At 61.6% G+C, this 23,867-nt stretch carries 34 protein-coding genes; 30 read left to right on the top strand and 4 right to left on the bottom strand.

The window, feature by feature from the left end; translation table 11 throughout:
• Positions 1 to 5: 5 nt before the first annotated feature.
• Both X756_RS151475 and X756_RS151470 read left to right on the top strand, forming a co-directional pair.
• A complete protein-coding gene (locus X756_RS151475; protein WP_023667664.1) occupies positions 6 to 728 on the top strand; it encodes a heme-copper oxidase subunit III family protein in 723 nt (240 codons plus the stop codon).
• Positions 729 to 737: 9 nt separating this feature from the next.
• On the top strand, positions 738 to 1,136 hold the full coding sequence (locus tag X756_RS151470; RefSeq protein ID WP_023729894.1) for a cytochrome C oxidase subunit IV family protein: 399 nt from the start codon (positions 738 to 740) through the stop codon (positions 1,134 to 1,136).
• 62 nt (positions 1,137 to 1,198) lie between these two features.
• On the opposite strand, the gene X756_RS151465 is transcribed toward X756_RS151470, so the two are convergent.
• The 4 genes from X756_RS151465 to tig all read right to left on the bottom strand — a co-directional run bounded on the left by X756_RS151465 (position 1,199) and on the right by tig (position 5,399).
• The gene (locus X756_RS151465) at positions 1,199 to 2,020 is read right to left on the bottom strand and encodes a DUF2189 domain-containing protein (protein WP_023667666.1); all 822 of its coding nucleotides are present in this window, start codon (positions 2,018 to 2,020) and stop codon (positions 1,199 to 1,201) included.
• Between the two features lie 179 nt (positions 2,021 to 2,199).
• Positions 2,200 to 3,132, bottom strand: coding sequence for a heme o synthase (locus X756_RS151460; RefSeq protein ID WP_023667667.1), 933 nt, complete (start codon positions 3,130 to 3,132; stop codon positions 2,200 to 2,202).
• A 153-nt stretch (positions 3,133 to 3,285) separates the two neighbouring features.
• Positions 3,286 to 3,666: a cytochrome c family protein gene (locus tag X756_RS151455; protein WP_023667668.1), complete on the bottom strand. Its 381-nt coding sequence runs from the start codon at positions 3,664 to 3,666 to the stop codon at positions 3,286 to 3,288.
• A 260-nt stretch (positions 3,667 to 3,926) separates the two neighbouring features.
• Positions 3,927 to 5,399 (bottom strand): trigger factor, encoded by a 1,473-nt coding sequence (tig, locus tag X756_RS151450; protein WP_023667669.1) that lies wholly within the window; start codon positions 5,397 to 5,399, stop codon positions 3,927 to 3,929.
• A gap of 585 nt (positions 5,400 to 5,984) precedes the next feature.
• On the opposite strand from tig, the gene X756_RS0134300 reads away from it, so the two are divergent.
• The 28 genes from X756_RS0134300 to X756_RS151365 all read left to right on the top strand — a co-directional run bounded on the left by X756_RS0134300 (position 5,985) and on the right by X756_RS151365 (position 23,837).
• Positions 5,985 to 8,444: a DNA-directed RNA polymerase gene (locus tag X756_RS0134300; protein ID WP_023729895.1), complete on the top strand. Its 2,460-nt coding sequence runs from the start codon at positions 5,985 to 5,987 to the stop codon at positions 8,442 to 8,444.
• 67 nt (positions 8,445 to 8,511) lie between these two features.
• Complete coding sequence (locus tag X756_RS1000000168745) at positions 8,512 to 8,679, top strand: hypothetical protein (RefSeq protein ID WP_023729896.1); 168 nt, start codon at positions 8,512 to 8,514, stop codon at positions 8,677 to 8,679.
• Positions 8,679 to 8,936: a hypothetical protein gene (locus tag X756_RS151445; RefSeq protein ID WP_023729897.1), complete on the top strand. Its 258-nt coding sequence runs from the start codon at positions 8,679 to 8,681 to the stop codon at positions 8,934 to 8,936. The genes X756_RS1000000168745 and X756_RS151445 overlap by 1 nt, the downstream gene beginning before the upstream one ends.
• Positions 8,933 to 9,421, top strand: coding sequence for a hypothetical protein (locus X756_RS151440; RefSeq protein WP_023729898.1), 489 nt, complete (start codon positions 8,933 to 8,935; stop codon positions 9,419 to 9,421). The genes X756_RS151445 and X756_RS151440 overlap by 4 nt, the downstream gene beginning before the upstream one ends.
• A gap of 31 nt (positions 9,422 to 9,452) precedes the next feature.
• Positions 9,453 to 9,611 carry a hypothetical protein gene (locus X756_RS1000000168750; protein ID WP_023729899.1) on the top strand — a complete coding sequence of 53 codons (159 nt, stop codon included), beginning with the start codon at positions 9,453 to 9,455 and terminating at the stop codon, positions 9,609 to 9,611.
• Positions 9,608 to 9,736, top strand: coding sequence for a hypothetical protein (locus X756_RS1000000170390; RefSeq protein WP_023729900.1), 129 nt, complete (start codon positions 9,608 to 9,610; stop codon positions 9,734 to 9,736). Before X756_RS1000000168750 ends, X756_RS1000000170390 begins: the two co-directional genes overlap by 4 nt.
• A gap of 22 nt (positions 9,737 to 9,758) precedes the next feature.
• On the top strand, positions 9,759 to 10,478 hold the full coding sequence (locus tag X756_RS1000000166665) for a hypothetical protein (protein WP_023729901.1): 720 nt from the start codon (positions 9,759 to 9,761) through the stop codon (positions 10,476 to 10,478).
• Positions 10,453 to 10,920, top strand: a complete 468-nt coding sequence (locus X756_RS151435; RefSeq protein WP_023729902.1) for an endodeoxyribonuclease — start codon at positions 10,453 to 10,455, stop codon at positions 10,918 to 10,920. Before X756_RS1000000166665 ends, X756_RS151435 begins: the two co-directional genes overlap by 26 nt.
• A gap of 51 nt (positions 10,921 to 10,971) precedes the next feature.
• The gene (locus X756_RS151430; protein WP_023729903.1) at positions 10,972 to 11,238 is read left to right on the top strand and encodes a helix-turn-helix domain-containing protein; all 267 of its coding nucleotides are present in this window, start codon (positions 10,972 to 10,974) and stop codon (positions 11,236 to 11,238) included.
• Positions 11,235 to 11,582, top strand: coding sequence for a hypothetical protein (locus X756_RS151425; RefSeq protein ID WP_023729904.1), 348 nt, complete (start codon positions 11,235 to 11,237; stop codon positions 11,580 to 11,582). The genes X756_RS151430 and X756_RS151425 overlap by 4 nt, the downstream gene beginning before the upstream one ends.
• A 15-nt stretch (positions 11,583 to 11,597) precedes the next feature.
• Entirely contained in the window at positions 11,598 to 11,855 is a 258-nt protein-coding gene (locus X756_RS151420) for a hypothetical protein (RefSeq protein ID WP_023729905.1), read from the top strand.
• A 154-nt stretch (positions 11,856 to 12,009) separates the two neighbouring features.
• Positions 12,010 to 13,506: a DnaB-like helicase C-terminal domain-containing protein gene (locus tag X756_RS151415; RefSeq protein WP_023729906.1), complete on the top strand. Its 1,497-nt coding sequence runs from the start codon at positions 12,010 to 12,012 to the stop codon at positions 13,504 to 13,506.
• On the top strand, positions 13,463 to 13,684 hold the full coding sequence (locus X756_RS1000000168755) for a hypothetical protein (protein ID WP_156936490.1): 222 nt from the start codon (positions 13,463 to 13,465) through the stop codon (positions 13,682 to 13,684). Before X756_RS151415 ends, X756_RS1000000168755 begins: the two co-directional genes overlap by 44 nt.
• A 179-nt stretch (positions 13,685 to 13,863) precedes the next feature.
• A complete protein-coding gene (locus X756_RS151410) occupies positions 13,864 to 15,738 on the top strand; it encodes a DNA polymerase (RefSeq protein ID WP_050589257.1) in 1,875 nt (624 codons plus the stop codon).
• Between the two features lie 26 nt (positions 15,739 to 15,764).
• The gene (locus X756_RS1000000167430) at positions 15,765 to 16,112 is read left to right on the top strand and encodes a hypothetical protein (protein ID WP_245264505.1); all 348 of its coding nucleotides are present in this window, start codon (positions 15,765 to 15,767) and stop codon (positions 16,110 to 16,112) included.
• Positions 16,113 to 16,137: 25 nt separating this feature from the next.
• Entirely contained in the window at positions 16,138 to 16,950 is an 813-nt protein-coding gene (locus X756_RS151405; RefSeq protein ID WP_050589258.1) for a hypothetical protein, read from the top strand.
• Between the two features lie 2 nt (positions 16,951 to 16,952).
• Complete coding sequence (locus X756_RS151400; protein WP_023729910.1) at positions 16,953 to 17,411, top strand: hypothetical protein; 459 nt, start codon at positions 16,953 to 16,955, stop codon at positions 17,409 to 17,411.
• Entirely contained in the window at positions 17,411 to 17,965 is a 555-nt protein-coding gene (locus tag X756_RS0134315; RefSeq protein ID WP_023729911.1) for a hypothetical protein, read from the top strand. The genes X756_RS151400 and X756_RS0134315 overlap by 1 nt, the downstream gene beginning before the upstream one ends.
• 25 nt (positions 17,966 to 17,990) lie before the next feature.
• Entirely contained in the window at positions 17,991 to 18,188 is a 198-nt protein-coding gene (locus X756_RS151395; RefSeq protein ID WP_023729912.1) for a hypothetical protein, read from the top strand.
• Position 18,189: 1 nt separating this feature from the next.
• A complete protein-coding gene (locus X756_RS1000000168760) occupies positions 18,190 to 18,354 on the top strand; it encodes a hypothetical protein (RefSeq protein WP_023729913.1) in 165 nt (54 codons plus the stop codon).
• Positions 18,355 to 18,360: 6 nt separating this feature from the next.
• Complete coding sequence (locus X756_RS151390; RefSeq protein WP_023729914.1) at positions 18,361 to 19,923, top strand: portal protein; 1,563 nt, start codon at positions 18,361 to 18,363, stop codon at positions 19,921 to 19,923.
• Positions 19,920 to 20,087 carry a hypothetical protein gene (locus X756_RS1000000168765; protein ID WP_023729915.1) on the top strand — a complete coding sequence of 56 codons (168 nt, stop codon included), beginning with the start codon at positions 19,920 to 19,922 and terminating at the stop codon, positions 20,085 to 20,087. Before X756_RS151390 ends, X756_RS1000000168765 begins: the two co-directional genes overlap by 4 nt.
• Entirely contained in the window at positions 20,087 to 20,863 is a 777-nt protein-coding gene (locus tag X756_RS151385) for a hypothetical protein (RefSeq protein WP_023729916.1), read from the top strand. Before X756_RS1000000168765 ends, X756_RS151385 begins: the two co-directional genes overlap by 1 nt.
• A 56-nt stretch (positions 20,864 to 20,919) precedes the next feature.
• Positions 20,920 to 21,303 (top strand): M15 family metallopeptidase, encoded by a 384-nt coding sequence (locus X756_RS151380; RefSeq protein ID WP_023729917.1) that lies wholly within the window; start codon positions 20,920 to 20,922, stop codon positions 21,301 to 21,303.
• Positions 21,300 to 21,629: a hypothetical protein gene (locus X756_RS1000000168770; protein ID WP_156941370.1), complete on the top strand. Its 330-nt coding sequence runs from the start codon at positions 21,300 to 21,302 to the stop codon at positions 21,627 to 21,629. The genes X756_RS151380 and X756_RS1000000168770 overlap by 4 nt, the downstream gene beginning before the upstream one ends.
• Positions 21,529 to 21,873 carry a hypothetical protein gene (locus X756_RS151375; protein ID WP_023729918.1) on the top strand — a complete coding sequence of 115 codons (345 nt, stop codon included), beginning with the start codon at positions 21,529 to 21,531 and terminating at the stop codon, positions 21,871 to 21,873. Before X756_RS1000000168770 ends, X756_RS151375 begins: the two co-directional genes overlap by 101 nt.
• 204 nt (positions 21,874 to 22,077) lie before the next feature.
• Positions 22,078 to 22,338 (top strand): hypothetical protein, encoded by a 261-nt coding sequence (locus X756_RS151370; protein WP_023729920.1) that lies wholly within the window; start codon positions 22,078 to 22,080, stop codon positions 22,336 to 22,338.
• 20 nt (positions 22,339 to 22,358) lie between these two features.
• Positions 22,359 to 23,837, top strand: coding sequence for an SGNH/GDSL hydrolase family protein (locus tag X756_RS151365; protein ID WP_198020020.1), 1,479 nt, complete (start codon positions 22,359 to 22,361; stop codon positions 23,835 to 23,837).
• The last annotated feature ends 30 nt before the right edge of the window (positions 23,838 to 23,867 follow it).

The raw sequence follows: 23,867 nt of genomic DNA on the forward strand, positions 1-23,867 counted from the left end.
GGAGCATGGCAGAAACGACACTGACGCATACCGGCCAAACGGAGACGCGGCCCGCAGGCTGGCAAGGCATCGCCGCCGATTGGTCCTCGGATCAGCGCGCGTTCAAGAACGTGTCTTGGGGCAAGGCCATGATGTGGATCTTCCTGCTCAGCGACACCTTCATCTTCGGCTGCTTCCTGCTCTCCTACATGACCGCGCGCGTCTCCACACGTGTGCCGTGGCCCAATCCGAGCGAGGTCTTTGCGCTTCGCATCGGCGGTTCGGACATTCCACTGATCCTGATTGCCATCATGACCTTCGTGCTGATATCGAGCAGCGGAACGATGGCCATGGCGGTCAATTTCGGCTATCGCCGCGACCGCCGCAAAACCGCAATCCTCATGCTTCTGACGGCAGCGCTAGGAGCCACCTTCGTCGGCATGCAAGCCTTCGAATGGACCAAGCTGATTACCGAAGGGGTACGGCCGTGGGGCAATCCCTGGGGCGCGGCACAATTCGGCTCGACTTTCTTCATGATCACCGGCTTCCACGGCACGCATGTGACGATCGGGGTGATCTTCCTCATCATCGTGGCGCGAAAGGTCTGGCGTGGAGACTACGACGTCGGTCGTCCCGGCTTCTTCACCAGCCGCAGGGGTCGCTACGAGAACGTCGAAATCATGGGGCTCTACTGGCATTTCGTCGACCTGGTCTGGGTGTTCATTTTCGCATTCTTCTATCTTTGGTGAGAGGCTGACATGGCTGAAGCAACCGCAAACGGCCTCGGGCAACACGCGCTGCACTCTGATCATGCGCATGAAGGGCCATCGACCGGCGTCGCGGAGGTTCATCAGGAACATCCGATCAAGCTCTATCTGGTGGTCTGGGCATGGCTGTTCATCCTCAGCGCCTGCTCCTACATGGTCGATTATCTCGGCATCCACGGCTATCTCAGATGGTCTCTGATCCTGATCTTCATGATCCTCAAGGCCGGGCTGATCGTCGCCGTGTTCATGCACATGGCCTGGGAGCGGCTGGCCCTGACCTATGCGATCATCCTGCCGCCGCTTCTGATATTTGTGTTCGTGGCGATGATGCTCTTCGAAGCGGACTACACGCTTCTCACCCGGTTGTCCTTCTTCGGACCGGGGCCCTGACGCACAGCTTCATCTCCGGTCAAAGACCGGAGATGAAGCTTCCCATCAGCTGATCTGCAGGGTCAGAGGCCGACCCGCGTCGGGGACGATGGCGGCTCCACAACCTTGCGGTAGACATGCCAGGTGGCGTGACCCAGGATCGGCAGCACGACCGCCAGCCCGGCAAACACCGGCAGCGAGCCTATGATCAGGGCGACGGCGACAATCAGTCCCCAGACAGCCATGGGGATCGGGTTCGCCAGCACCGCTCGCACCGATGTGTGGATGGCTTCGTAGGCGCCGACGTCGCGGTCGAGCAGCAATGGGAAGGCGACAACCGTCGTGCACAACACCACCGCGGCGAAGACGAAGCCGATGGCGTGCCCCAGGACAATCAGAGACCAGCCGCGTCCGGTGGCAAATATTTCATTGATGAAGCCCGAAATCGATACAGGCGGAGCCGGGCCGAAGAGATATTCGTAGAACACCTGCGCCGCCAAAAGCCAGGCGATGAAGATTGCAACCAGCATGATCCCGACTGCGGCGATGGCTGGCAGGGCCGGAGAATTCCTGACCTCGAAAGCGTGCGTCCAGGAGGTGTCGAGCCCGGCTTCTCGTCTGCGGCTGATCTCATAGAGGCCGATCGCCGCGAATGGACCTATCAGCGCAAAGCCGGACACCAGCGGAAACAACATCGGCAACGCATTGGCGCCCGAAGTCCAGGCAGCGAGCACCACGCCGACAAGCGGATAGATCAGGCAGAGAAAGACGATGTGCGACGGTTTGACCATAAAATCGTCAACACCGCGCTTGAGCGCATCGAATAGATCGGAAACGCTGATTTTTCGGATTTTGGTGTGTTCCAGCGTTTCGCTGGCGCCTGCAATCACGTGAAAACTTGTCATGCCCGTTCCTCCAGACCAGGTCCGGCAAGGTCGCGGTTTCACGGTGCTGCCGTTCTGCATGACTGGCCACGCGAACCGCGACCTGCACCGCAATCAATATACTCCATTGACTGGAGCTTGTCGCCCGTTCTTACAAAAGGCTCCCGGAAGGCGAGGTTTCCGAACACAGCGTCATGCCGTCACCCTCCGGCTGACATGAACGCGCGTATCGCGATGGTATCGGCAAGCAGCACGGCAAAGATCGCGAAAAGATAGAAGATCGAATAGGCAAACAGCGCCTTGGCCGGCTTCATCTCCTTGTCGAGGACGACCAGGGCGTTCCAGGCATGCCAGATGAAACCCGAGCCCAATGCAGCCGAAACAATCCCATAGACCCCGCTCGTGAATCCGAACGCCCAGGGCAGCACGCCGATCGGTGCCAGGAGCAGTGAATAGGCGAAGATCTGCCTTCTGGTCGAGGCCTGGCCGGCCACGTTCGGCATCATCGGGATGCCGGCAGCGGCATAGTCGCCGGCCTTGAACAGTGCGAGCGCCCAGAAATGCGGCGGCGTCCACAGGAAAATGATCAGGAACAGGATCAGGCTTTCAATGCCGATGGCGCCGGTGGCCGCTGCCCAGCCGATCATCGGAGGAAGCGCACCCGCCGCGCCGCCGATGACGATGTTCTGCGGCGTCGAGCGCTTCAGCCACATCGTATAGATGACGACGTAGAAAAAGATGGTGAAGGCCAGCAGTGACGCGGCAAGCCAGCCCACCAGCACGCCGAGCGTCATGACCGAAAGTGCGGAAAGCACCAGGCCGAAGCCGAGGGCTTCGCCCGCCGTGACGCGGCCCGACGGAACCGGCCGCTTTGACGTGCGCGACATCAGCGCGTCGATGTCGGCGTCGTACCACATGTTGAGCGCGCCGGCCGCTCCCGCTCCAACCGCAATCGCACCTATGGCGATCACGGCGATGACCGGGTTCATCGCGCCGGGCGCCACCATCAGACCGACGAAGGCGGTAAAGACGGCAAGGGCCATGACCCGAGGCTTCAAGAGCGCAAAGAAATCACTGGCCGTCGCTTCCGAGAGGCGGACGCCGGTATCCTTAAGGCTTTCCTTGACCGACATTTGAGACGACCATCGATGGAAACCGGGCAGCCTAGAGCAATTCCAGAAAGAGCGTATGCGGTTTTCCGTCCGGAATTGCGTAAGAACAAAGAGATCGAGCGGATCGCCGTTTCCGTGAGACGGTGAAACGCTCTGGCCGGCCGACGAGCCAGGTTACGGGGAAAATTGCTTCAGATAGGCGATGACGTTGGCGACGTCCTCGTCCTTCTTGAGACCGGGAAACGCCATCTTCGTCCCTTTGACCATTGCCTTGGGGTCGTGAAGATACGTCGTCAGTGTCGGTTCATCCCATTTGACGCCGGATGTGCCGGCCGCGATCATGGCTTCGGAATATTTGAAATCCGGATGCGTGCCGGCCGTCCGGCCGATAACGCCATGCAACGAAGGGCCTATCTTGTTGGTATCTTGGTCTGCGACGTGGCAGACCTTGCATTTGGTGAAGACCTTCTCGCCCGCCGCGGCGTCCTGTGCCCGCGATGGATTGGCGATGAAAGTTGCAACGGAAACGACGGCGAAAAACGCAACCAAGCGCATGGCATTCCTCCCTGATCGTCAAATTTGCCTGAGACGGTCTGCACATGCCGGTAGCACCAGCATGCGCCCTGCACGGCAGAATAGATTCTCCGCTCCTCCCCAGATGGAATTGCGGCACTTGTGTACCACAGAATCTGGCCGGTAGGTAGAACAGGTCGACCGTACAAAGGTTCAGGTGGGCTGCGGTGGCTCAAGGCACATCCGCCACAACGAAAAAGGCCGCCTCGAGGGCGGCCTTTTCTGATCTTGTCGTCAGGCGCTTATTCGGCGTCCTTGGCGGCCTTCTTCTTCGGGGCTGCCTTCTTCTTCGGCTCTTCCGCGTCGTCGGCCTTTTCAGCCTTGTCGGCCTTCTTGGCAGCGGCCTTTTTCGCCGGCTTGGCCTTGGCTGTATCCTCTTCGTCGTCAGCCATCAGCTCTTCCTTGCTGACCTTGACGTCGGTGACCGAGATCTGGCTGAGCAGATGGTCGACGACCTTCTCCTCGAACATCGGCGCGCGCAGCGTGTTCAGAGCTTCCGGATTGCTGCGATAGAACTCGAAGGCTTCCTGCTGCTGGTTGGCCGGGTAGCGGCGCACCTGCTCGAACAGGCCGCGCTGCAGTTCCTCGTCGGAAACGGTGACGCCGGCCTTCTCGCCGATCTCGGCCAAAACCAGGCCGAGACGCACGCGGCGCTCGGCAAGCCGCAGATATTCGGCGCGTGCCTCTTCTTCCGTCGTCTCCTCGTCGGCGAAGGTACGGCCGGCGGCTTCGAGATCGCGGTTGACCTGGGTCCAGATGTTGTTGAACTCGGCATCGACGAGCTTCGACGGCGCCTCGAACGAATAGGCCGCGTCAAGCTGGTCGAGCAGCTGGCGCTTGACCTTCTGGCGGGTCATCGAACCGAACTGGTTCTCGATCTGGCCGCGCACCACGTCGCGCAGGCGCTCCAGCGATTCCAGGCCGAGATTCTTGGCCATCTCGTCGTTGATTTCCAGCGCGCCGGGCTTGGACACTTCCTTGACGGTGACGTCGAAGGTGGCTTCCTTGCCGGCCAGATGCGCTGCCTGGTAGTTTTCCGGGAAAGTGACGGTGACCTGCTTCTCGTCGCCGGCCTTGGCGCCGATCAGTTGGTCCTCGAAGCCCGGAATGAATTCCTTGGACCCCAGAACCAGCGGCTGGTCGGTGCCGGCGCCGCCGGAAAAGGCCTCGCCGTCGATCTTGCCGACATAGTCGATCGAAACGCGGTCGCCTTCGGCGGCCTTGCCGGTCTTCGGCTCGAAGCTTCGCGCCGATTCGGCAACGCGCTGGACCTGTTCGTCGATCTCGCTGTCCGGCACTTCGAATACCTGGCGCGTCACCTTGATGTCGGAGAAATCCTTGATCTCGATCGCCGGGATGACCTCGTAGTTGAGGCGGAATTCGAAGTCGGCGCCGCCGGCCAGGATCTTCTCGGCCTCCTTCTCGTCTTCCGTCATGATCACTTCAGGCTGCATGGCGGCCTTTTCGCCGCGCCCCGTGATGATCGAACGGGTCGAATCGTTGAGGATCTCGTTGACCACTTCGGCCATGAACGACTTGCCGTAGACCTTGCGCAAATGCTGCACAGGCACCTTGCCGGGACGGAAGCCGTTGATGCGGACCTTGTTCCTGGCGTCGGACAGCCGCGCCATCAGCTTGGCTTCCATATCACCGGCCGGCACGGTGATCTTGATCTCGCGCTTGAGACCGGAGTTGAGCGTTTCGGTGACCTGCATCGTAAAACCTTTATCTTCACCAAAGAGGCTGCCACGGCGTCTTGCCGTTCACAGCCTGCCGGTACAATCTTGCCGGGAATGGCTTTTGGCACGGAACCTGGCGATTTGACCGAAATTACGGCTCAAATTCTTCCAAACTGCGTTCCAAGATGTGAATAAGTTCTTGTTTTTCCTACTTCTTATCACATTCTGCAGAAGCGGATCGGCGCGTCCCGTCACATTTGACACGCCTTTTGTCACAGGCGAGGCCAATTTTCAACCATCTTCGCGTTGCAGCGAATGACCGCCCCAACGGCAGACATTTTCGCCCCGACATTGACAGAATGATGGCTACATGGGATTGCCGACAAATGCGGATGTGGCGGAACTGGTAGACGCCCTGGATTTAGGTTCTGTGGGCATATTGTCCCGTAACCGGGCCAAACGGAAAACCCCTTAAAACTCAACACCATAGGGCTCGCCGCGAGGCGGGCCTGAACTTGTCCCGTAAACGCACTGGATACTGTCCCGTAACCGGGCCGTTCCAGTCCCATTAGGCCGTCTGTGCCCGAACCTGTGCCCAACCAAGGAGAAACCGTGCAAAACATGATGGAAGTTCAAGCCGATCTGGAGGCCCGCATGGCGTCTCTCGGCGTCGACCGTTTCAGGCGCAATGCGCTTGAGGCACGAGACGAAGGACAGGCCACCCGGTCCCGGTCCATGCAGCAAGTGCTGGACGTGGTGATCGATCCTACTGCCGCCGCCATCCTGAAGTTCCGTGAGGACGCGGGCTCGGGGAAGGCAGGCCGCCGGCACAGCGCCGTCCGGTTCTTCTCCGGCATGGACGCCAGCGCCCTCGCCTTCATAACCGCCAAGCTGGTCCTCGACAGCTACGCACAGGAGCAGAACCTCACCCGTATCGCGGTGCGTATCGGCTCCACGGTTGAGCTGGAAAAGCGCCTCTCCAAATTCATGGAGGAGAACAAGGGGTACATGAGGACCGTGCAGACCGACCTCGACAAACGCTCGGACCACTTCGAGCATAAGCGCCGGGTCTACATGCACCTCCTCCGGGAGAAGGGCGACGAGTGGGACGGCTGGAGCGACCGGGACCGGCTGCTGGTCGGTCTCAAGCTGATCGAGCTGCTGGCGGCCTCTACGGGACTGTTCGCGGTTGAGACGACGACGACGGCCCGCCGCCGCAGCACCGCCCTCGTACCAACGCGGCGCTTCCTTGATTGGGTCGCCACCTTGGACATGCAGTTCGAGATTATGTCGCCGGAGTTCCTGCCCTGCGTCGTTCCGCCCAAGGACTGGACCGGACTGACCGGCGGCGGATACCACACCACGGCCTTCGCCTACCCGCTGGCCCTCGTGAAGACCCGCGCCAAGGCCCACAAGAAGGCTCTCCAAGGGGCCGACCTGTCGAGGGTCATGGCCTCGGTCAACTCCATCCAGCGCACCGCATGGGCCATCGAGCCTCGCACCCTTGCCGTCCTGAACGAGCTACTCGCGGCGGGGAATGAGATAGCCGGCCTGCCTCCTCTGAATGAGGACCCGCTGCCCACCAAGCCCCTCGACATCGACACCAACGAGGAGGCACGGAAGGTCTGGAAGCGGGAGGCTGTTCAGGTCTACGCCCGCAACCGCTCGATGTTCTCGAAGAAGATGCTGGCGCTCAAGACGCAGGCCATCGCGAAGGAGTTCGCCCAGTACCCGGCGATCTACTTCCCCCATCAGCTCGACTTTCGGGGCCGCGTCTACTCCGTACCCCAGGTCCTCAACCCGCAGGGGTCGGACGTGGCGAAGGGGCTGCTGGTGTTCGCCAAGGGCGAGCCGATCCACACCAACGAGGCGCGGGACTGGTTCCTCGTCCACGGTGCCAACTCCTACGGGGTCGACAAGGTGGACTTTGACGAGCGCATCGCGTGGACCAAGGAGAACCTCCAGAACATCCTTCAGGCCGCCAAGGACCCGCTCGACTACCTCTGGTGGACCGAAGCGGACAGCCCCTTCGTGTTCCTGACGTGGTGCTTCGAGTTCGCCCAGTTCTACGCGGACCCGGTGAACTTCAAGTCGCGGGTCCCCATCGCGATGGACGGCTCCTGCAACGGGCTCCAGCACTACTCGGCCATGCTCCGCGATCCTGTCGGGGGCAAGGCTGTCAATCTGGTGCCCAGCGACAAGCCGCAGGACATTTACGCCGAGGTGGCGAAGGTGGTGAACGACGGTCTCTACCACTCAGCCATGATGGAGCACCACCCGCAGTGGGATTGGGTCTCCATGACGGACGAGGACCGGAAGGAAATCAACCTCGCCAACACTTGGGGAGCCTTCGGGATCGACCGGAGCATCACCAAGCGCCCCGTCATGGTCCTGCCCTACGGCGGCACCCTGTCGTCCTGCCAGAAGTACGTCTTGGAGGCCACCTCTAAGAAGCTCGCGGCTGGCGTTCGGGACCCCTTCGGGGACACCCTGTTCGCCTCCTGCAACTGGCTGGGGTCTCGCGTATGGTCCGCCATCGGCGAGGTCGTGGTGGCCGCAAGGTTGGCCATGGGCTGGCTACAGGACGTGACACGGCGCATCTCGGCAGAAGGTCCGATCCAGTGGACCACCCCGAGCGGCTTCGTGGTTGTGCAAGCGTACCCGGAACTGAAGTCGCATCAGATACGGACAACCCTGCTCGGCAATACCTTCAAGCCACAGATCACCGACGAGGTGCCAGACACCATCGATCGGCGACGGCAGGCCAACGGCATCGCGCCGAACTTCGTCCACGCCCTTGACGCCTCCGCACTGACCCTCACGGTCAATCTGGCGGCTGAACGGGGCTTGACCAAGTTCGCGATGATCCACGACAGCTACGGGACCACGGCGGCCAAGACACCAGCCCTCGCAAAGGCTCTCCGGGAAAGCTTCGTCAATATGTACTCTGGCGAGAACGTCCTTGAGGTCTTCGCCCGAGAAGTCGTGCCCGAACACCTGAAGCAGGACACCCCTGCTGTGCCTATGGTTGGTGGACTTGATTTGTCCGAGACCCTCAACAGCCGCTACTTCTTCGCCTAATTTGTCCCGGTAACGGGCCATTTAGGGCCTAACCTAGGATCATGTTTCCGAACGCATTGGAGTTATCATGCAGAAACCCAACATCGTCATCCGCTACGGCGCTTCCAACGACGACATCACAGTCGACGGCCACACCTTTGTCCGGCACCAACTGACCGGCAAGGAGAAGCACTTCCTCCGCAACGTCGTCATCGACAGCCTCGTCAAGTGCGGCTTCGTCCGGAGGGCCAAATAATGATCGACATGGACCGCATCAACAACGTCGACGCAGCCTCGGTCGCGGCCACCACGCTCCAGATCATTGATCGGGTGCAGGACGACCGCAAGGAGATGCAAGTCGTGGCTCTCGCCGCCGCCTTCTCCGTCTTCTGTCGCCGGCACCGCGTCGATCCCTCGGAGGTCTTCCGCGCCGCTTCCAACGTCCTCGCCTCGAAGTTCCGGGAGAACCCGGCGTTCGTCGCCCTCGACCTGTACGTGGAGAATGAACTGTGAGCCACACCGCACCGAAGCCCCCGATCTTCGAGATGGTCGCGCTGGGAGCCCTCACGCTCCTGGCCGCCCTCACGCTCTGCAGGCCCTGTCACGCCTCGGAACTGCCGCCCAAGATCGGCGACACCAGCCTCGTCTGGGTCGAAGACAACGGCGGCGGGATCGTGGACGACTTCGTGGCCCTGCGGAACCTCTGGGAGCGGGATCACACCAAGGTGGTCATTGCCGGCGAATGCTCGTCGGCCTGCACCCTCTACACCGCGCTGCCCACCATGTGCGTGAAGGAAGACGCTACGCTGAACTTCCACGCGCCGTTCATCCTGCTCGCCGATCACACCCAAGCCTACGATGACAACTACACGGCTTGGTTCACCCGGCAGTACCCCAAGGCCATTCAGGAATGGATCGCGGATCGCGGCGGGCTGACCCACGAGTGGCTGACACTCAAGGGTTCCCAGCTCAAGCGCCTTCTCCGCATCTGCGACTAATTCGTCCCGTAAACGGGCCAATCGAGGAAACATGACAGTCACTCTCTTTCAGATTTACGGCCAGACCACCGCGGCCAACCCCAACGCTCGCAGCCGCTACCGCACACCGATCATCTCCAAGAGGTTCGGCAACCGGAGCACCCGCCGCAAGCTCATGGCGCTCGCTCGCAAGGAAGGGTTCAAGGCATGAACCTCTACCTCCAGACCGCCATCATGCACTGGAAGCGCGGCATGACGCTTCCGGTCGACCTCGCCTTCAAGCTCGCGGACCTCGGCTACGACGTGCCCGCCCTTGAAGCCCGCTACTCCCGCTAACACCTCTCATTAGGAGCCACGAATGGCAAACCAGAAGAACCCAGATCGGGTTCGCATCTCGACCCCCCGCGTCACCCTGAAGTACCCGAAGCTCGACAAGATCGACTACGGCACCGAGAAGTATCCGGACAAGGACGGCAGCTACAACACCCGCTTCATCGCCGACCGCGCTGACCCGAAGGTGAGCGCCATGCTCGCCAAGGTCGACGCCGCGATGGTCCGCGCCAAGGAGCTGGCCGAAGAAAAGTTCGCCAAGATGGACATCAAGGCCCGCAAGAAGATCGAGGCCAAGACCGGCGGCATCGTCGCCGATGAGCCCTACTCGATTGTCTACGACGAGGACACCGAGGAAGACACCGGCAAGATCGACATGAAGGTGAAGATGAAGGCCGGCGGCATCCGCAAGGACAAGACCAAGTGGTCGGCCAAGCCGGACATTTTCGACGGCAAGGGCAAGCCCATGAAGAAGGGCATCCAGATTTGGGGCGGCTCGGTCGCGATCCTGAACTTCGACCTTGAGCCCTACTTCGTTGACGGCTCGGGCTCCTACGGCGTCTCCCGTCGCCTGAACGCTGCCCAGATCATCGAACTGGTCTCCGGCGGTCAGCGAGCGGCTTCGTCCTACGGCTTCGAGGCCGAGGAAGATGGTTTCGACGCGAACGATGTCGAGACCGAAGACGAAGACGACAGCGACGACGACAGCAACTCGTCGGACGATGGCGACGACGACACGGACTTCTGATGTCCGGCGCAGGGCGATCCTGCACGGTTACCGCTCGGGACTGGAAGAACGGATAGCGGAGGAGCTGGCTGCGAAGGGCATCAAGGTGACGTTTGAAGGCATGAAAGTCTTCTACACACCGCCCATCAAGGTCCGCTCCTACACTCCCGACTGGCCCCTCCCGAACGGCATCATAGTCGAAACCAAGGGCCGGTTTGTCACAGAGGACCGGCAGAAGCACAAGAACATCAAGGCCGAACACCCGGACCTCGACATTCGCTTCTTGTTCTCGAACTCCAAAGCAAAGCTCTCGAAGGGGTCGAAGACGACCTACGCCAACTGGTGCGACCAGTACGGCTTCCTCTACGCCGACAAGTCGATCCCGGACGCATGGCTCAACGAGCCCAAGTGTCCGCGCAAGCTGGCGGCAATCGAACGAGCATCCAAGAAACCCAAGGCGTGACGGTGGGGGCTTCGGCCCCTGCCTCCCATACGCATCCTCGAAAGGACAATCATGAGTTTCAAGACCCGCAACGGCCAGCCAATGAAGACGCTGGTCCTCAACCACCTCCGCAAGCACGGCAACCTCTCGCCCATCGAAGCCTCGGCCATGTGGGCCTGCCGCGACCTCCCGAAGCGCATCTCGGAACTCCGCAAGGCCGGCCACCCGATCAAGGTCGAGTACAAGCAGGACGACATGGGCCAGCGCTACGCCCGCTACACCTACGACGCCGAGGCCGTCCGGCAGGCCCAGCAGTTCCAGAACAAGGCGTTCGCATGAGGGTGAACGTCTACGACAGCATCAACCCGAAGCGCCTACTGGGGACGATCTGCACGAGCGTCCTCCCCTTCGGCAGTAACGGACACGAGCACTGCCGCATGGCGGTCTGCTCGCCTGCCCCCTACTGCTACTACCGCGACGTTCCGATCAGCTTCGACGCCACTGTCCACACTGTGACCTTCACCCGCCGCAAGGCAGCGGACGAGGTTCCGGGAACTCACGGTTGGCAGCGTCAGGACGCTGTGTCCACCGACGCACCCCTCAACCACCTCGTGACCCTTCGCTCCTTCCGCCTGCCGGACGAGAGCGATCGCCAAGCCGACATTCGCAACCGCTACCGCTAACCGGAGACAGCAGACATGAACATCATCACCACCATCCGCGCCCTCCTGGGCCTCGTTCCGTCCACCGAGAAGGCCATTGCGGGCTTCAACAAGGCCGCCGCCAAGCTGGAAGCTGTCGTCGCCCATGAGGCCACCGTGATCGACGCCCTCGCCGGCAAGATCGAGAAGCTGGAAGACAGCATCGCCTCCACCGCCGCCGCCCGTCTGGACGCCTTCGCCCGCCGCGACCGCGCCAAGACCATCGCTGATCGCGTTGCGGCGCTGATTGGCTGACGACAGCGAGTTCCTGCATCACGAGCCGTGCCCCGAGTGCGGCTCCTCTGATGCTCTGGGACGATACACGGACGGGCACGGGCATTGCTTCTCGTGCGGACACTACGAGCCCGGTGACGGGCACCCAACAACAGAACGAAAGGAACGCACCCGAGTGGAGGGATTGATCCCCTCCGGCTCCCCGCAGGCGCTCGTCAAGCGCAGCATCAGCGAGGAAACATGCCGGAAGTGGGGCTACACAACGGGCGAGTTCAAGGGCCAGACGGTCCAGATCGCCACCTACCGGGACACTTCGGGGACCGCACTGGCCCAGAAGGTCCGTTTCAAGAACAAGGACTTCAAGTTCCTCGGCGACACCAAATCCGCGGGCCTCTACGGCCAGCACCTTTGGCGCGACGGCGGTAAGCGTATCGTCGTGACCGAGGGAGAGATTGACGCCCTGTCGGTCTCCCAAGTCCAAGGCAACAAGTGGCCGGTCGTCTCTGTCCCCAACGGGGCGCAGGGGGCCAAGAAGTCCCTGCAAAAGAGCATTCAGTACCTCCTCGGCTTCGATGAAGTGGTCCTGATGTTCGATGACGACGAGCCGGGGCAGGACGCGGCGCGAGAGTGCGCCATGATCTTCCCGCCGGGTCGCTGCAAGATCGCTCGGATCGACGGCCACAAGGACGCCAACGAGGCGCTCCAAGCCGGCGACAGCGCGAAGATCGTGGATGCCATCTTTGGCGCCCGCGCTTTCCGCCCTGACGGCGTGGTGTCCATCGCGGACGTGAAGGACAAGGCCCTCATCCCTACCGAGATGGGCCTGCCGTGGTTTGGGAAGGAACTGAACTACCAGCTCTATGGCCGCCGCCTCGGCGAGATTATCGCCATTGGAGCGGGCACTGGTGTTGGCAAGACCGAGTTCCTCGCCAAGCAGATTTACTACGACCTGACCACGCTCAACGAGCCGGTCGGCGTCTTCCTGCTTGAGCAGCAGCCCCACGATACCGTCAAGCGCATCGCCAGCACCCACGCCGGCAAACAGTTCCACGTCCCCAACCGGGAAGGCGAGGAGCCGCGCTGGACCACCGCAGAGCTGACCGAAGCCATCGGCGAAATCGAGGACCGCAAGCTGTTCATGTACGACAGCTTCGGGGCCACCGACTGGGACGTGATCAAGTCCACGATCCGGTTCCTGGCCCACTCCGAAGGGGTCCGGCTGTTCTACCTCGACCACCTCACGGCGCTCGCCGCCGCTGCGGACGAGGAGGAGCGGGTCGCCCTCGAAGGCATCATGGCCGAGATGGGCTCCCTCGTTCAGGAACTCAACGTCACCATCCACATGGTCTCCCACCTCGCGACCCCTGACGGGACACCCCACGAGGAAGGCGGTCGGGTGATGATCCGGCACTTCAAAGGCTCCCGGTCCATCGGCTTTTGGTGCGTCACCATGCTCGGTCTCGAACGCGACCAGCAGCACGAAGACAAAGCGCTTCGCTGCGTCACCACAGTCCGAGTTCTCAAACACCGACCCGTAGGGGCCGCGACGGGGGAGACCATCTTCTACCGTTACGACGGTGTGAGTGGCCGCCTCCTCGAACTCGATCACAACCCATTCGAGGAAGAAAATGACACCGAAGATTTCTCCGGAGAAGACGACCTCCCCTTCTGAACTGATGGAGGCCCAGCGCCTCACCATCGGTGACCTAGTGGTGTTCCAACGCCGCGCCCGAAGGGGCGTGGTCTCCGCCCAGATGGCTCTGGCAAACATGCGCCAGAACCGCGACCGGCGGGCCGTCCAAATCAGATCCTCCTTCAAGCTGATCGAAGGGGGCAAACCATCCGCCTGATCTTCGACATCGAGACAGACGGCTTTCTGGACAAGCTCACTACCGTCCACTCACTGGTTATCAAGGACATAGACACCGGAGAGATTTGGTCCGCATCCGACCACCCTCTCCACAACACCGAGTTCGTTCCCGGCAGGGCCGTGCAGAACGTGCGGCTCCAAAAGGGGCTGGGTCTCCTGATGGAGGCCACCGAGCTGATCGGCCACAACATCATCAAGTTCGATCTGCCGGCGCTCCAGAAGGTCTACCCGTGGCTCAAGCCGACAGGCGTCGTCATCGACACCCTCGTGCTGGCGCGGCTGATCTGGCCGGAGCTGAAGGAGACCGATCCCAAGCTCATCAAGCGCGGCAAGCTGCCTCCGGGTCTCCGGGGCCGCTACAGCCTCGAAGCCTTCGGTTACCGCCTCGGCAACTGGAAGGGCGACTACTCGAAGATGATGGAGGAGAAGGGGCTCGATCCGTGGGCCTCTTGGAACCCGGAAATGCAGGACTACTGCGAGCAGGACGTGGTGGTCAACGCCGACCTCTACGGCAAGCTCTGGACCCTGTGGAAGGACCTGAAGACCGAGGAAGGCAAACGCTCGCCGTTCTCCGACAGGTCGATCCTCCTCGAAATGGACGTGGCCCGCATCGTCGCCCGTCAGGAGCGGTGGGGCTTCGCCTTCGACACCAAGAAGGCCGAGAAGCTCTACGTCAAGCTGGTCGCAGAACGTGACAAGCTCGAACGCAGCCTGAAGGAAACCTTCGGGACCTGGCTGGCCTCCAACGGGCAAGTCACGCCGAAGAAAGATCGATCGGTCCAGCAGAAGGACCTCCCCCCGATTGGCTACAAGACCAAGCGGGACGGGACACAGGTTCCGATCTACCCCAAGGCCCACTACAGCGAGGGCTGTCCCTACACCAACATCAAGACGGTCGAGTTCAACCCCGGCAGTCGGCAGCATATCGCCGAGCGCCTGAAGAAGCTCTACGGCTGGCGGCCTATGGAGTTCACCGACAGTGGTGAGCCCAAGGTGGACGAAACGGTCCTCTCGCAGCTCCCGTGGCCCGAAGCTCGCCTGCTGACGGAGTACCTGACGGTTGCCAAGCGCATCGGTCAGATCGCCGAAGGCAAGCAAGCGTGGCTCAAGCAGGAGGTGAACGGTCGAATCTTCGGCGGTGTCATCACCCTCGGTGCGGTCACGCGCCGGATGACCCACTCGAAGCCGAACATCGCACAGGTCCCGAAGGTCAAGTCCGACGACGACGGCAACGTCTTGTGGGGCTACGTCGGCGGCTACGGCGCTGACTGCCGCGAGCTGTTCACGTCCACCGCCGGCTTCGTGCTGGTCGGGTGTGACGCGGACGCTTTGGAGCTTCGTTGTCTGGCCGGCTACATGGCCCGCTACGACGGCGGGGCGTACATCGAGACCATCCTGAAGGGCAAGAAGTCCGAAGGGACGGACATGCACACCGTCAACGCGAGGGCGCTCGGGCTGGACCCGATGAAAGCCTACACCGTTGAAGGCAAGACGGTCTCGGGCCGCGAGATAGCGAAGGTCTGGTTCTACGCCTTCATCTACGGCGCAGGCGACTACAAGCTGGGCACGATCCTCGGGGTCCTCGGTTCCGAGAAGAAGATCAGGGACGCAGGAACGGCATCGAAAGACGCCTTCATGCGCAACCTCCCGGCACTCGGCGAGCTGGTCAAACAGGTCAAGAAACGCGCAGCCAAGCGCAAGTTCTTGTTCGCCCTCGACGGCGGCAAGCTGAAGGTCCGCAAGGCCCACGCAGCACTCAACACGCTGCTTCAGTCTGCCGGCGCAATCATCATGAAAGTGGCTCTCGTCATCCTCGACGCCGACCTTCAGGCCGCTGGCTTGGTGCCGGGTGTGGACTACGAGTTCTGCGCCAACGTCCACGACGAATGGCAGATCGACACGCTCCCGCAGCATGTCGAGACGGTCAAGCGTCTGGCCGAGGACAGCATCAGAAAGGCAGGAGACGACCTTGAGTTCAAGTGCCCCCTCGCGGGCAACGCCGACGCAGGGAGCAACTGGAAAGAAACGCACTGAAACACGACGGAACAAAGGAGCAGGATATGTCTACGTCATCACTAACCCGGCTTGGTCTGGGTATTGCAAAGTTGGCCGCACGACTGGTCTGGCCGAGCGACTTCGGACCTACCAAACAGCCTCGCCGCTGCGAGACTTCCGGCTTCATTACCATCGCTGGTTCGCCGATGCTTGCCTCGCCGAGCGTACGCTACGGCGGACCTTCAGTGCTGCTTCCGGAGGCGCAAAAGGGGAGTGGTATCGCATCCACCCCGACGACGCCGCCAGCCTCATCGACAAGACCCACAAACGGCTTCGATCACGATGACTGGAGCGAGAACCTGAAGGCGACCTACGGGATCGCCCTCGCCCAAGACTTTGACGACGACAACTAGGAGACAGCACATAACCACCCTACTCGTGGACGGCGACCTGTTCGCCTACCAGATGGCATGTGGAGTGGAGAAGCCCTTCGAATTTGATGGTCACTTCATCCTCTCGGCTGACGCCGACACCGGCAAAGAAAACCTCGACAGCATGTTCGCCGGCTTCATGGAGAAGCTCGATGCAGACCGCATCATCGTCTGCCTGTCGGACACGGAGAACTTCCGCAAGAAGGTGCTGCCGACCTACAAGAGCAACCGGGACGGTATCCGCCGCCCCATGATCCTCGGTGCCCTGAAGGAGCACATAGAGGCGAACTACGAGACGTTCACGCGCCCCACGCTTGAGGCCGATGACGTGCTCGGCATCCTCCTGACGAACCCCAAGGTGATCCCCGGCGAGAAGATCGTCGTCACCGAGGACAAGGACCTTCGCTCCGTACCGGGTCTCCACTGGAACCCCAAGAAGGACACCAAGCCGGTCCGCGTCAGTGTCGCCCAGGCTGACCGTGAGTTCTACGCGCAGACCCTCTCGGGGGACATGGTGGACGGCTACGGCGGTTGCCCCAACATCGGCTACGTCCGCTCGCGAGAAATCGTGGACGAGGGCCGGCTGCTGGTCCGCACCGAGGACGAAATCAAGCGCGGCAAGAACGCCGGCCAGACACGGGTCCAATGGTTGGCGCAGGCCGGCCACGGGGACCTCTGGGAGTGCATCGTCTCACACTACGAGAAGGCCGGTCTCACCGAGGCCGACGCCCTCGCCGCAGCGCGGGTCGCCCGCATTCTCCGCACCGAAGACTACGATTACAAAAAGAAGGAACCGATACTCTGGCAACCATATTCCTAGACATGGACGGGGTGCTCGCCGATTTCGATCAGCGGGCACAGATGCTCTGCGAGACCGACAACATTTACCGCTACGAGTTCAAGAACGGACCCAAGGCTTTCTGGGCCAAGCTCAACAGCGACCCCATGTTCTTCGCCAACCTTCAGCCTACCTCCGATATGGAAGTGCTGGTCGAGGCCGCTCTCGATACCGGCTTGGACATCGCTGTCCTGACGGCGCTGCCGAAGCGCGATGCCCACGACGTTGCCAGCCAGAAGACCCAGTGGGTCAGCGAGTACGTCGGCCCCGGCATCCCGGTGATCTGCTGCCTGACCACGGAGAAGCCGAGCTACTGCAAGCCCGGTGACATTCTGGTCGATGACCGCGCCCTCAACGAGGATGCGTGGGTGGCCGCTGGCGGTGTGTTCATCCATCACGTCTCGGCCCGCCGGTCGGTCGCGAGGCTGTTGGAACTCATCTGATGGACCGCGAGCAGATGATCATCGGCCTCTACTCCCCGGCTCCCCAGTCGGGCAAGAGTGAGGTGGCCCGAGAGCTGGGCAAGTACGGCTTCGTCCGCAAGGGCTTCGCCGACGCTCTCAAGGCAATGATCCGGCCACTCTTGGCGGCCTTCGGGTTCGCCGAGGTGGTGATCGAGAAGCTGGTCGCCACGGGTGACGGCAAGGAGACCCATCTGGACGCCATCGGGGCCACGCCTCGATACCTGATGCAGACTATCGGCTCCGACTGGGGCCGCCAGACGATCAACCCGGACCTCTGGATTAAGGCCGTCCTGAACGACGCCCGACCGGACATGCTGGTCATTGACGACGTGCGGTTCCCGAATGAGTACGACGCGATCCGAGCAGAGGGCGGTCAGGTCTGGAAAGTGTTCCGACCGGGCCGAGCGCCAACCAACCAGCACCCCTCCGAGGGCCTGTTGGAGGACCGCGAGTTTGACGAAGTGATCGTCAACGACGGCTCGCTGTTCACCTTGGCGACTAAGGTCAGAAATGCCCTGACGGGTCCCTTCTGATTAGGGCCTAACCTAGGAACAATTCATGAGCCAAGAACAGCAAGTTCCGCCAATCCCCGGAGACGTGATCGACTGGCTGGACCGCCTGTATCCCGAGAAGTGCGCCGACCCAAAGGACACTGAACGGGAGATTTGGATGAAATCTGGAGAGCGGCGGCTGGTCCGTCGCCTCCGGCTCGAACTCCAACGACAGGAAAACACCGTCTATGTGCGTAACACCTAAAATGGACAAGGTGGCGAACATCGCCCCGAAGCCGACCGAAGCGCCTGAAAAGGCTCCCGATCCCGTGCCGATCAACACCAACGCCGACGACAAGAAGCGCAAGGGCCGTTCGTCCCTCCGCATCGACCTCGCATCTGGCGGTCCCGCCTCTGGGGTTAACGTCTAACCCCTAATGGCAGGCGCGGCAGCATCGCGCTATGGCATTCTCGAAAGCCAGCGCAAGGCGTATCTGGACCGGGCACGGGTCTGTGCCAAGCTCACCATCCCCACGCTCCTTCCCGATGAGGGAGCCAACGGTTCCACCAGTTTCGTAACGCCAGAACAGAGCCTCGGGGCTCGTGGCATCAACAACGTCGCAGCCAAGATGCTGCTCGCCCTTTTCCCGCCGAACGCCCCCTTCTTCAAGATGGAAGTGGACGACATGACGGCGGCCGAAATCTCGGGCCAAGAAGGTGCCAAGGACGAGGTAGACAAAGCCTTCGGCCAGTTCGTTCGCCGCGTCATGACCGACGTGGAGGGACGTGCCCTTCGCTCCGACCTCTACGAAGCCCTGCGGCTCCTCGTGGTCAGCGGAAATGTCCTCCTCTACGTCACCGAGGAAGGCCGCTGCCGCGTCTACCGTATGGACAAGTACGTGGTCAAAAGGGACCCGGCAGGGAACCTACTGGAAGTCGTGATCAAGGAGAGCATTGCGCTCGCCGCGATCCCTGAAGACGTGAAGAAGCAAATCCCCACCCAAGCGCTCCCTCCGGGGTCACCGCTGGAGAACGGGGTTCAAACCGCACCGTCCGACAAGCCCTTCTTCCTGTTCACCCACGTCGTTCTGAACGATGAGGGCCAGTATCAGGTCTATCAAGAAATCGAAGGCGTTGTGGTCTCCGGATCGGAAGGCACGTATCTCCGTGAGGAGCTGCCCTTCCTGGCCCTGCGATACAACAAGGTCGACGGCGAGGACTACGGTCGTGGTCTGGTTGAGGAGTACGCGGGAGACCTCTCGCACCTCGAAAGCCTCTCCAAGTCCATCCGCGAGTTTGTCGCTATCTCGGCGCGAGTGATTCCGATGGTGAACCCGAACGGGTCGACCTCGGTTCGCGATCTGATGAACGCCGCCAACGGCGAGCCTATCATGGGCAATGCCGAGGACATCACGTTCCTCCAGATCGAGCGCTACAACGACTTCCGCGTAGCCAAGGAAATGATCACCACGCTCGAACAGCGCATGGCGTTCGCCTTCCTGCTCAACACCGCAATCCAGCGACCGGGTGAGCGCGTCACTGCGGAGGAAATCCGCTACATGGCCCGCGAACTCGAAGACACCCTCGGCGGCACCTACTCCGTCCAAGCGGTCGATCTTCAGCTCCCGCTCGCTACCGTCCTGATCAAAGCTCTCGAACGCCGTGGCTCCCTCCCGGAGCTGCCACACGGGATCGTCTTCCCGAAGGTGGTCACCGGCATGGATGCGCTGGGCCGAGGCAATGACCTCTCCAACCTCATCCAGTTCAAGGCAATCGTTCAGGAAACCCCAGCAGTCAACACGATCAAGTGGGACGGCTTTGCTCAACGAGTGGCTAACAGCCTGAACGTCGAGACCGCCGGCCTGATCATGACCGCCGAAGAAAGCCAAGCCGCGCAGCAGCAAGCCATGATGCAACAGCTCGTGGACAAGCTCGGCCCGAACGCCGTCAACCAGATTGGCGGCATGGCCCAGAAGTCAATGGAGACACCGACAGCATGACCAAAATCAATACCGGAAACCGCACCAAGACCGAGGACGAAAAAGCCCTCGCCGACCTGAAGACCAACATCGCCCACGATCAGGAAGTCGTGGTCGAAGGTGACGCCACGTTCATCGTCACGAAGTCCGCTTTTGGCGTGACCATCAAGACGCGGATCGCCTAATGGGTGGTGCCGTCGAACTGAACATCACCTCGGAAGCCACAGGCCCCGAAGCCCCCGTCCAGACCGACCGCCCGGATCACATTCCGGAGAAGTTCTGGGACGCCGAAACCAAGTCCATCCGCACCGAAGCCCTCCTCCAGTCGTATGGCGAATTGGAGAAGAAGGTAGGAGCGCCGAAGGAGGCCGCCCATGCGCAAGAGAGCGCGGCTCCCGAGGCCGAAGCTGAAGCCGAACAGGAAGAAGACGCCGACCAGAAGGCCGCAAAGGCCGCCGCTGATGCCGCTGGCATTGGCATGGACGCCCTTCAGGCCGAGTTCGACGCGGACGGCAAGCTGTCGGACGCCTCGTATGAGAAGCTCGACAAGGCCGGCTTCCCCAAGGAAACGGTTGACGACTTCATCGAGTACCGCAAGTCGAAGGCTGACGGGTATGTTGCTCACGCTCACGCCGCCGCTGGTGGTGCTGACGAGCTGACCAAGATGACCGCTTGGGCTGCGCAGGGCTACGACGCCGCCAAGGTCAAGGTGTTCAACGACGCCGTGAACTCGGGCGACAAGAACCGCGCCGAGCAGGCCATCAAGGCTCTGAAGGCCGACTACGTGAAAGCGAAGGGCTCCCCGGCCAAACTGATCAATCAGGGCAACGCCCCGCAGGCCGGCGGCGATGTCTACACGAGCCTCCAGCAGATGCTCGCCGATCAGGCCAAGCCCCAGTACCGCGCCGACCCGGCGTTCCGTGAAGCGGTCAAGCAGAAGCTCGCTCGCTCCTCGATCTAACTGACACGGCCCCCACCTCTGCACGTCAAGTGGGGGCCATCTCATCAAAGGAAATCATGGCCTACGTGTTAGGCCCGAAGTCGCTCGCGCACTTGCAGGGCGTCCATCCCGACCTCGTGAAGGTTGTGAAACGGGCCATCGAAATCACCCCCCAAGACTTCCAAGTCGGAGAAGGTCTCCGCTCCAAGGCCCAACAGGTCGCGAACGTCAAGAAAGGCGTCTCCACGACCATGCACTCCCGGCACCTCGACGGCCACGCTGTCGACCTCCTGCCGGTCGTGAACGGAGCCCCGACCTACGACTGGAAATACTACTACCCGATGGCGAAAGCCGTGAAGCAGGCCGCGAAGGAAGTTGGCGTTCCCATTGAATGGGGCGGCGACTGGAAAACCTTCAAGGACGGTCCCCACTTCCAGCTCCCTTGGAAGACCCACCCGTGATCGCCAAGACCTCCAAGCGGCGCACCTCGAAGATCGCGCTCGCGGTCAACACGGTGCTCGCATGGGGCCTTGCCTTCTACGGCGTAGGCACCGGCCAGGGCGCTGCTGTCGTCGCCGGCTGTCTCGCCCTCATCGGTTCCCTCTATGGGGCCTACGTCGGGGTCGGACACTTCGACTTCAAGCGAGCGCTGGAAACCTTCACCAACATACAAGGAACCGCCGCCGATGCTGTGGGTACTCAAGAACTGGAAATTAGTGATCCTGATTGTGAGCCTGCTGGCTTTGTCAATCACGGGCGTCGCACTCTACCAGAAGGGCAAGAGTGAGGCTCGCCAAGAGGCGGCCATCATCTCCCTGAAGGAAGACCTTGCGGCCTCCGAACGTGCCCGAGAGCTGGCCGATGCCGCCCTCAAGGCCGACCAGCAGAAAGCTGCACAGGACGCCATCGCCTACACCGAACTCTCGAAACGGAAGGCCGCGCTCAATGACTATGCGGACAGCCTTGCGGACGGTCTGCACCAGTGCCTTAGTGGCGCTGACGTTGACCGGCTGCGTGACCTTTGGAAATAAGCCAAAGCCGATAACGCTTCCCCCGATCCCGGCAGACGTTCGCCTCTGCTTCGACCAGATCGTGGCGGCTCCCAAGAAGGGGGCCATGACCAAGAAACAGGTGCTCGACCTCATCGCATCCTTGAAGCTCTCCGAGGCCCAAAAGGTGGCCTGCGGGAAGCGCCTCATCGCCTTCTACGAGGCATTTTCTCACAAGGATAAATGATGGACATCACCGCCCAAAACACATTCACTCCCGCCGTCTTCATTCAGGCCGGCGACGAGTTCGACATCAGCATCTCCGGCACCTTCGTCGCCACGGTCTTCGTGCAGCGCTCGAAGGACGGCATCACATGGGCCGACGTTGACAGCTACACCGCTCCCGCCGAGAAGACGGGCCGCGCAGGCTCCGGCTGGCACTTCCGCGTAGGCGTCAAGATCGGCGGCTACACGTCAGGCACCGTCACGGTCAACCTGTACGTCTAATGGCGCACATAAAGGGGGTCATGAAGGGCGTCGTCCTCGGCGTCCTGACTGGCGTCATGCTGTCCTCGACGGCAGCAGTGGTGGCACCTCCAGCCACCCCGACGTTCCTCCCTACCGTCTCGGCACCCCCCGCCGTCGTTTACGGCACGACCAAGCTTGTCTCGGCCTACTCCGGCCCCGCCCTCCGCGTCCAACGCGCAAGCGATGACGTTGAGCAAGACATAGCCTTCGGCTCCAAATACTTCGACACTGACGCCGCCTCCGCATTCCGTGGTGCCAGCTCTCTCGGCCTCCGCAAGTGGTACGATCAGAGCGGTAACGGGTTCCATCAGGACCAAGCGACCAAGGTCAACCAGCCAGGCGTCTACGCCGAGGCCAGCTACAACGCCGCTCCGTCCATCTCGTTCGACAGCAGCCCCCTCGCGGTTGGCGTTAGGTCCAAGTTCACGGCCTGCACCACCGGTCCGGTCATCGAGAAATCGGCGTTCACGGAGTTCTATCTCCTCGCTCCGTCCTTCTCGTTCAACGACAACTACTACGGCTCGATGCCTGCCGATCTGACGACTGTTTCGCTGTTCACGCGAACCACGAACGTCGGCCTTCTGGGCAACAACACGTCGCCTTACGTGAGTACGGCAACGCCCAAGCAAATCCCCCCGATCCACCCCTGCGTCATGCGGTGGCGTGGCGGCCCGACCGGCAAGCAGTTCGGCCTCAACAAAGCTACCTTCAACGTCGCCACGGCACCCGCCGCCGGCACCGTCACGGGTAAGGGATTAGGCCGATGGAACGGCACGATCCCAAGCAGCTACGACGGCGAGTTCGACATCATCGCCTACGTCGCCTACAACGCCGCGCTCTCCGACGCCGACTGTCTTCTGGTCGAAACTGCCCTGATGGCGCAGTGCTCGGTTCTGACGCCGGCTCTGGCTTCTGCCAAGATCGTCTTCGACGGCGACAGCCGCACCGAAGGCTCTGGCAACACCAAGAACCAGACATGGCCCAAGAAGGTCCTCTCCTCGATCTCCACGCCGCTGTACGCGACGAACATGGGTGTCGGCGGCCAGACCCTCCAGACTATGGCAGGCGCGGTCGCTGCACGTATAGCGAGCCAGTACGACGCGGCGTTCACCAAGAACATCGTGGTCATGGGCGGCGCGGGCATCAACGATCTGACGGCGAACAGGACGGACGCACAGCTCATCGCTGACTTCCAGACCTACGCCAACGGCATCCACGCCAGTCAGCTCCTCGTGGCCGCTACGATCCCCCTGCGGGACACCTCCACGACTGCGCAGAACAACTACCGCATCGCCTTCAACACTTGGCTCCGTGCCAACTGGGCGACCTACGCGGAAGCTCTCGTGGACCTCGACGCGATCCCAGAGTTCGCGACGTACAGCACCAATTACTGGATCGACATTGTTCACTTCAACGATGCCGGCCAGACGCTTTGGGCGACAGCCTTTAAGCCAGCGATATTGGCCCTTCTGGGCTGATAATAGAACCTCCCCCGCCTCTCGTAGAAG

It is taken from the genome of Mesorhizobium sp. LNJC405B00, assembly GCF_000502615.1.
Taxonomy (GTDB): Bacteria; Pseudomonadota; Alphaproteobacteria; order Rhizobiales; family Rhizobiaceae; genus Mesorhizobium.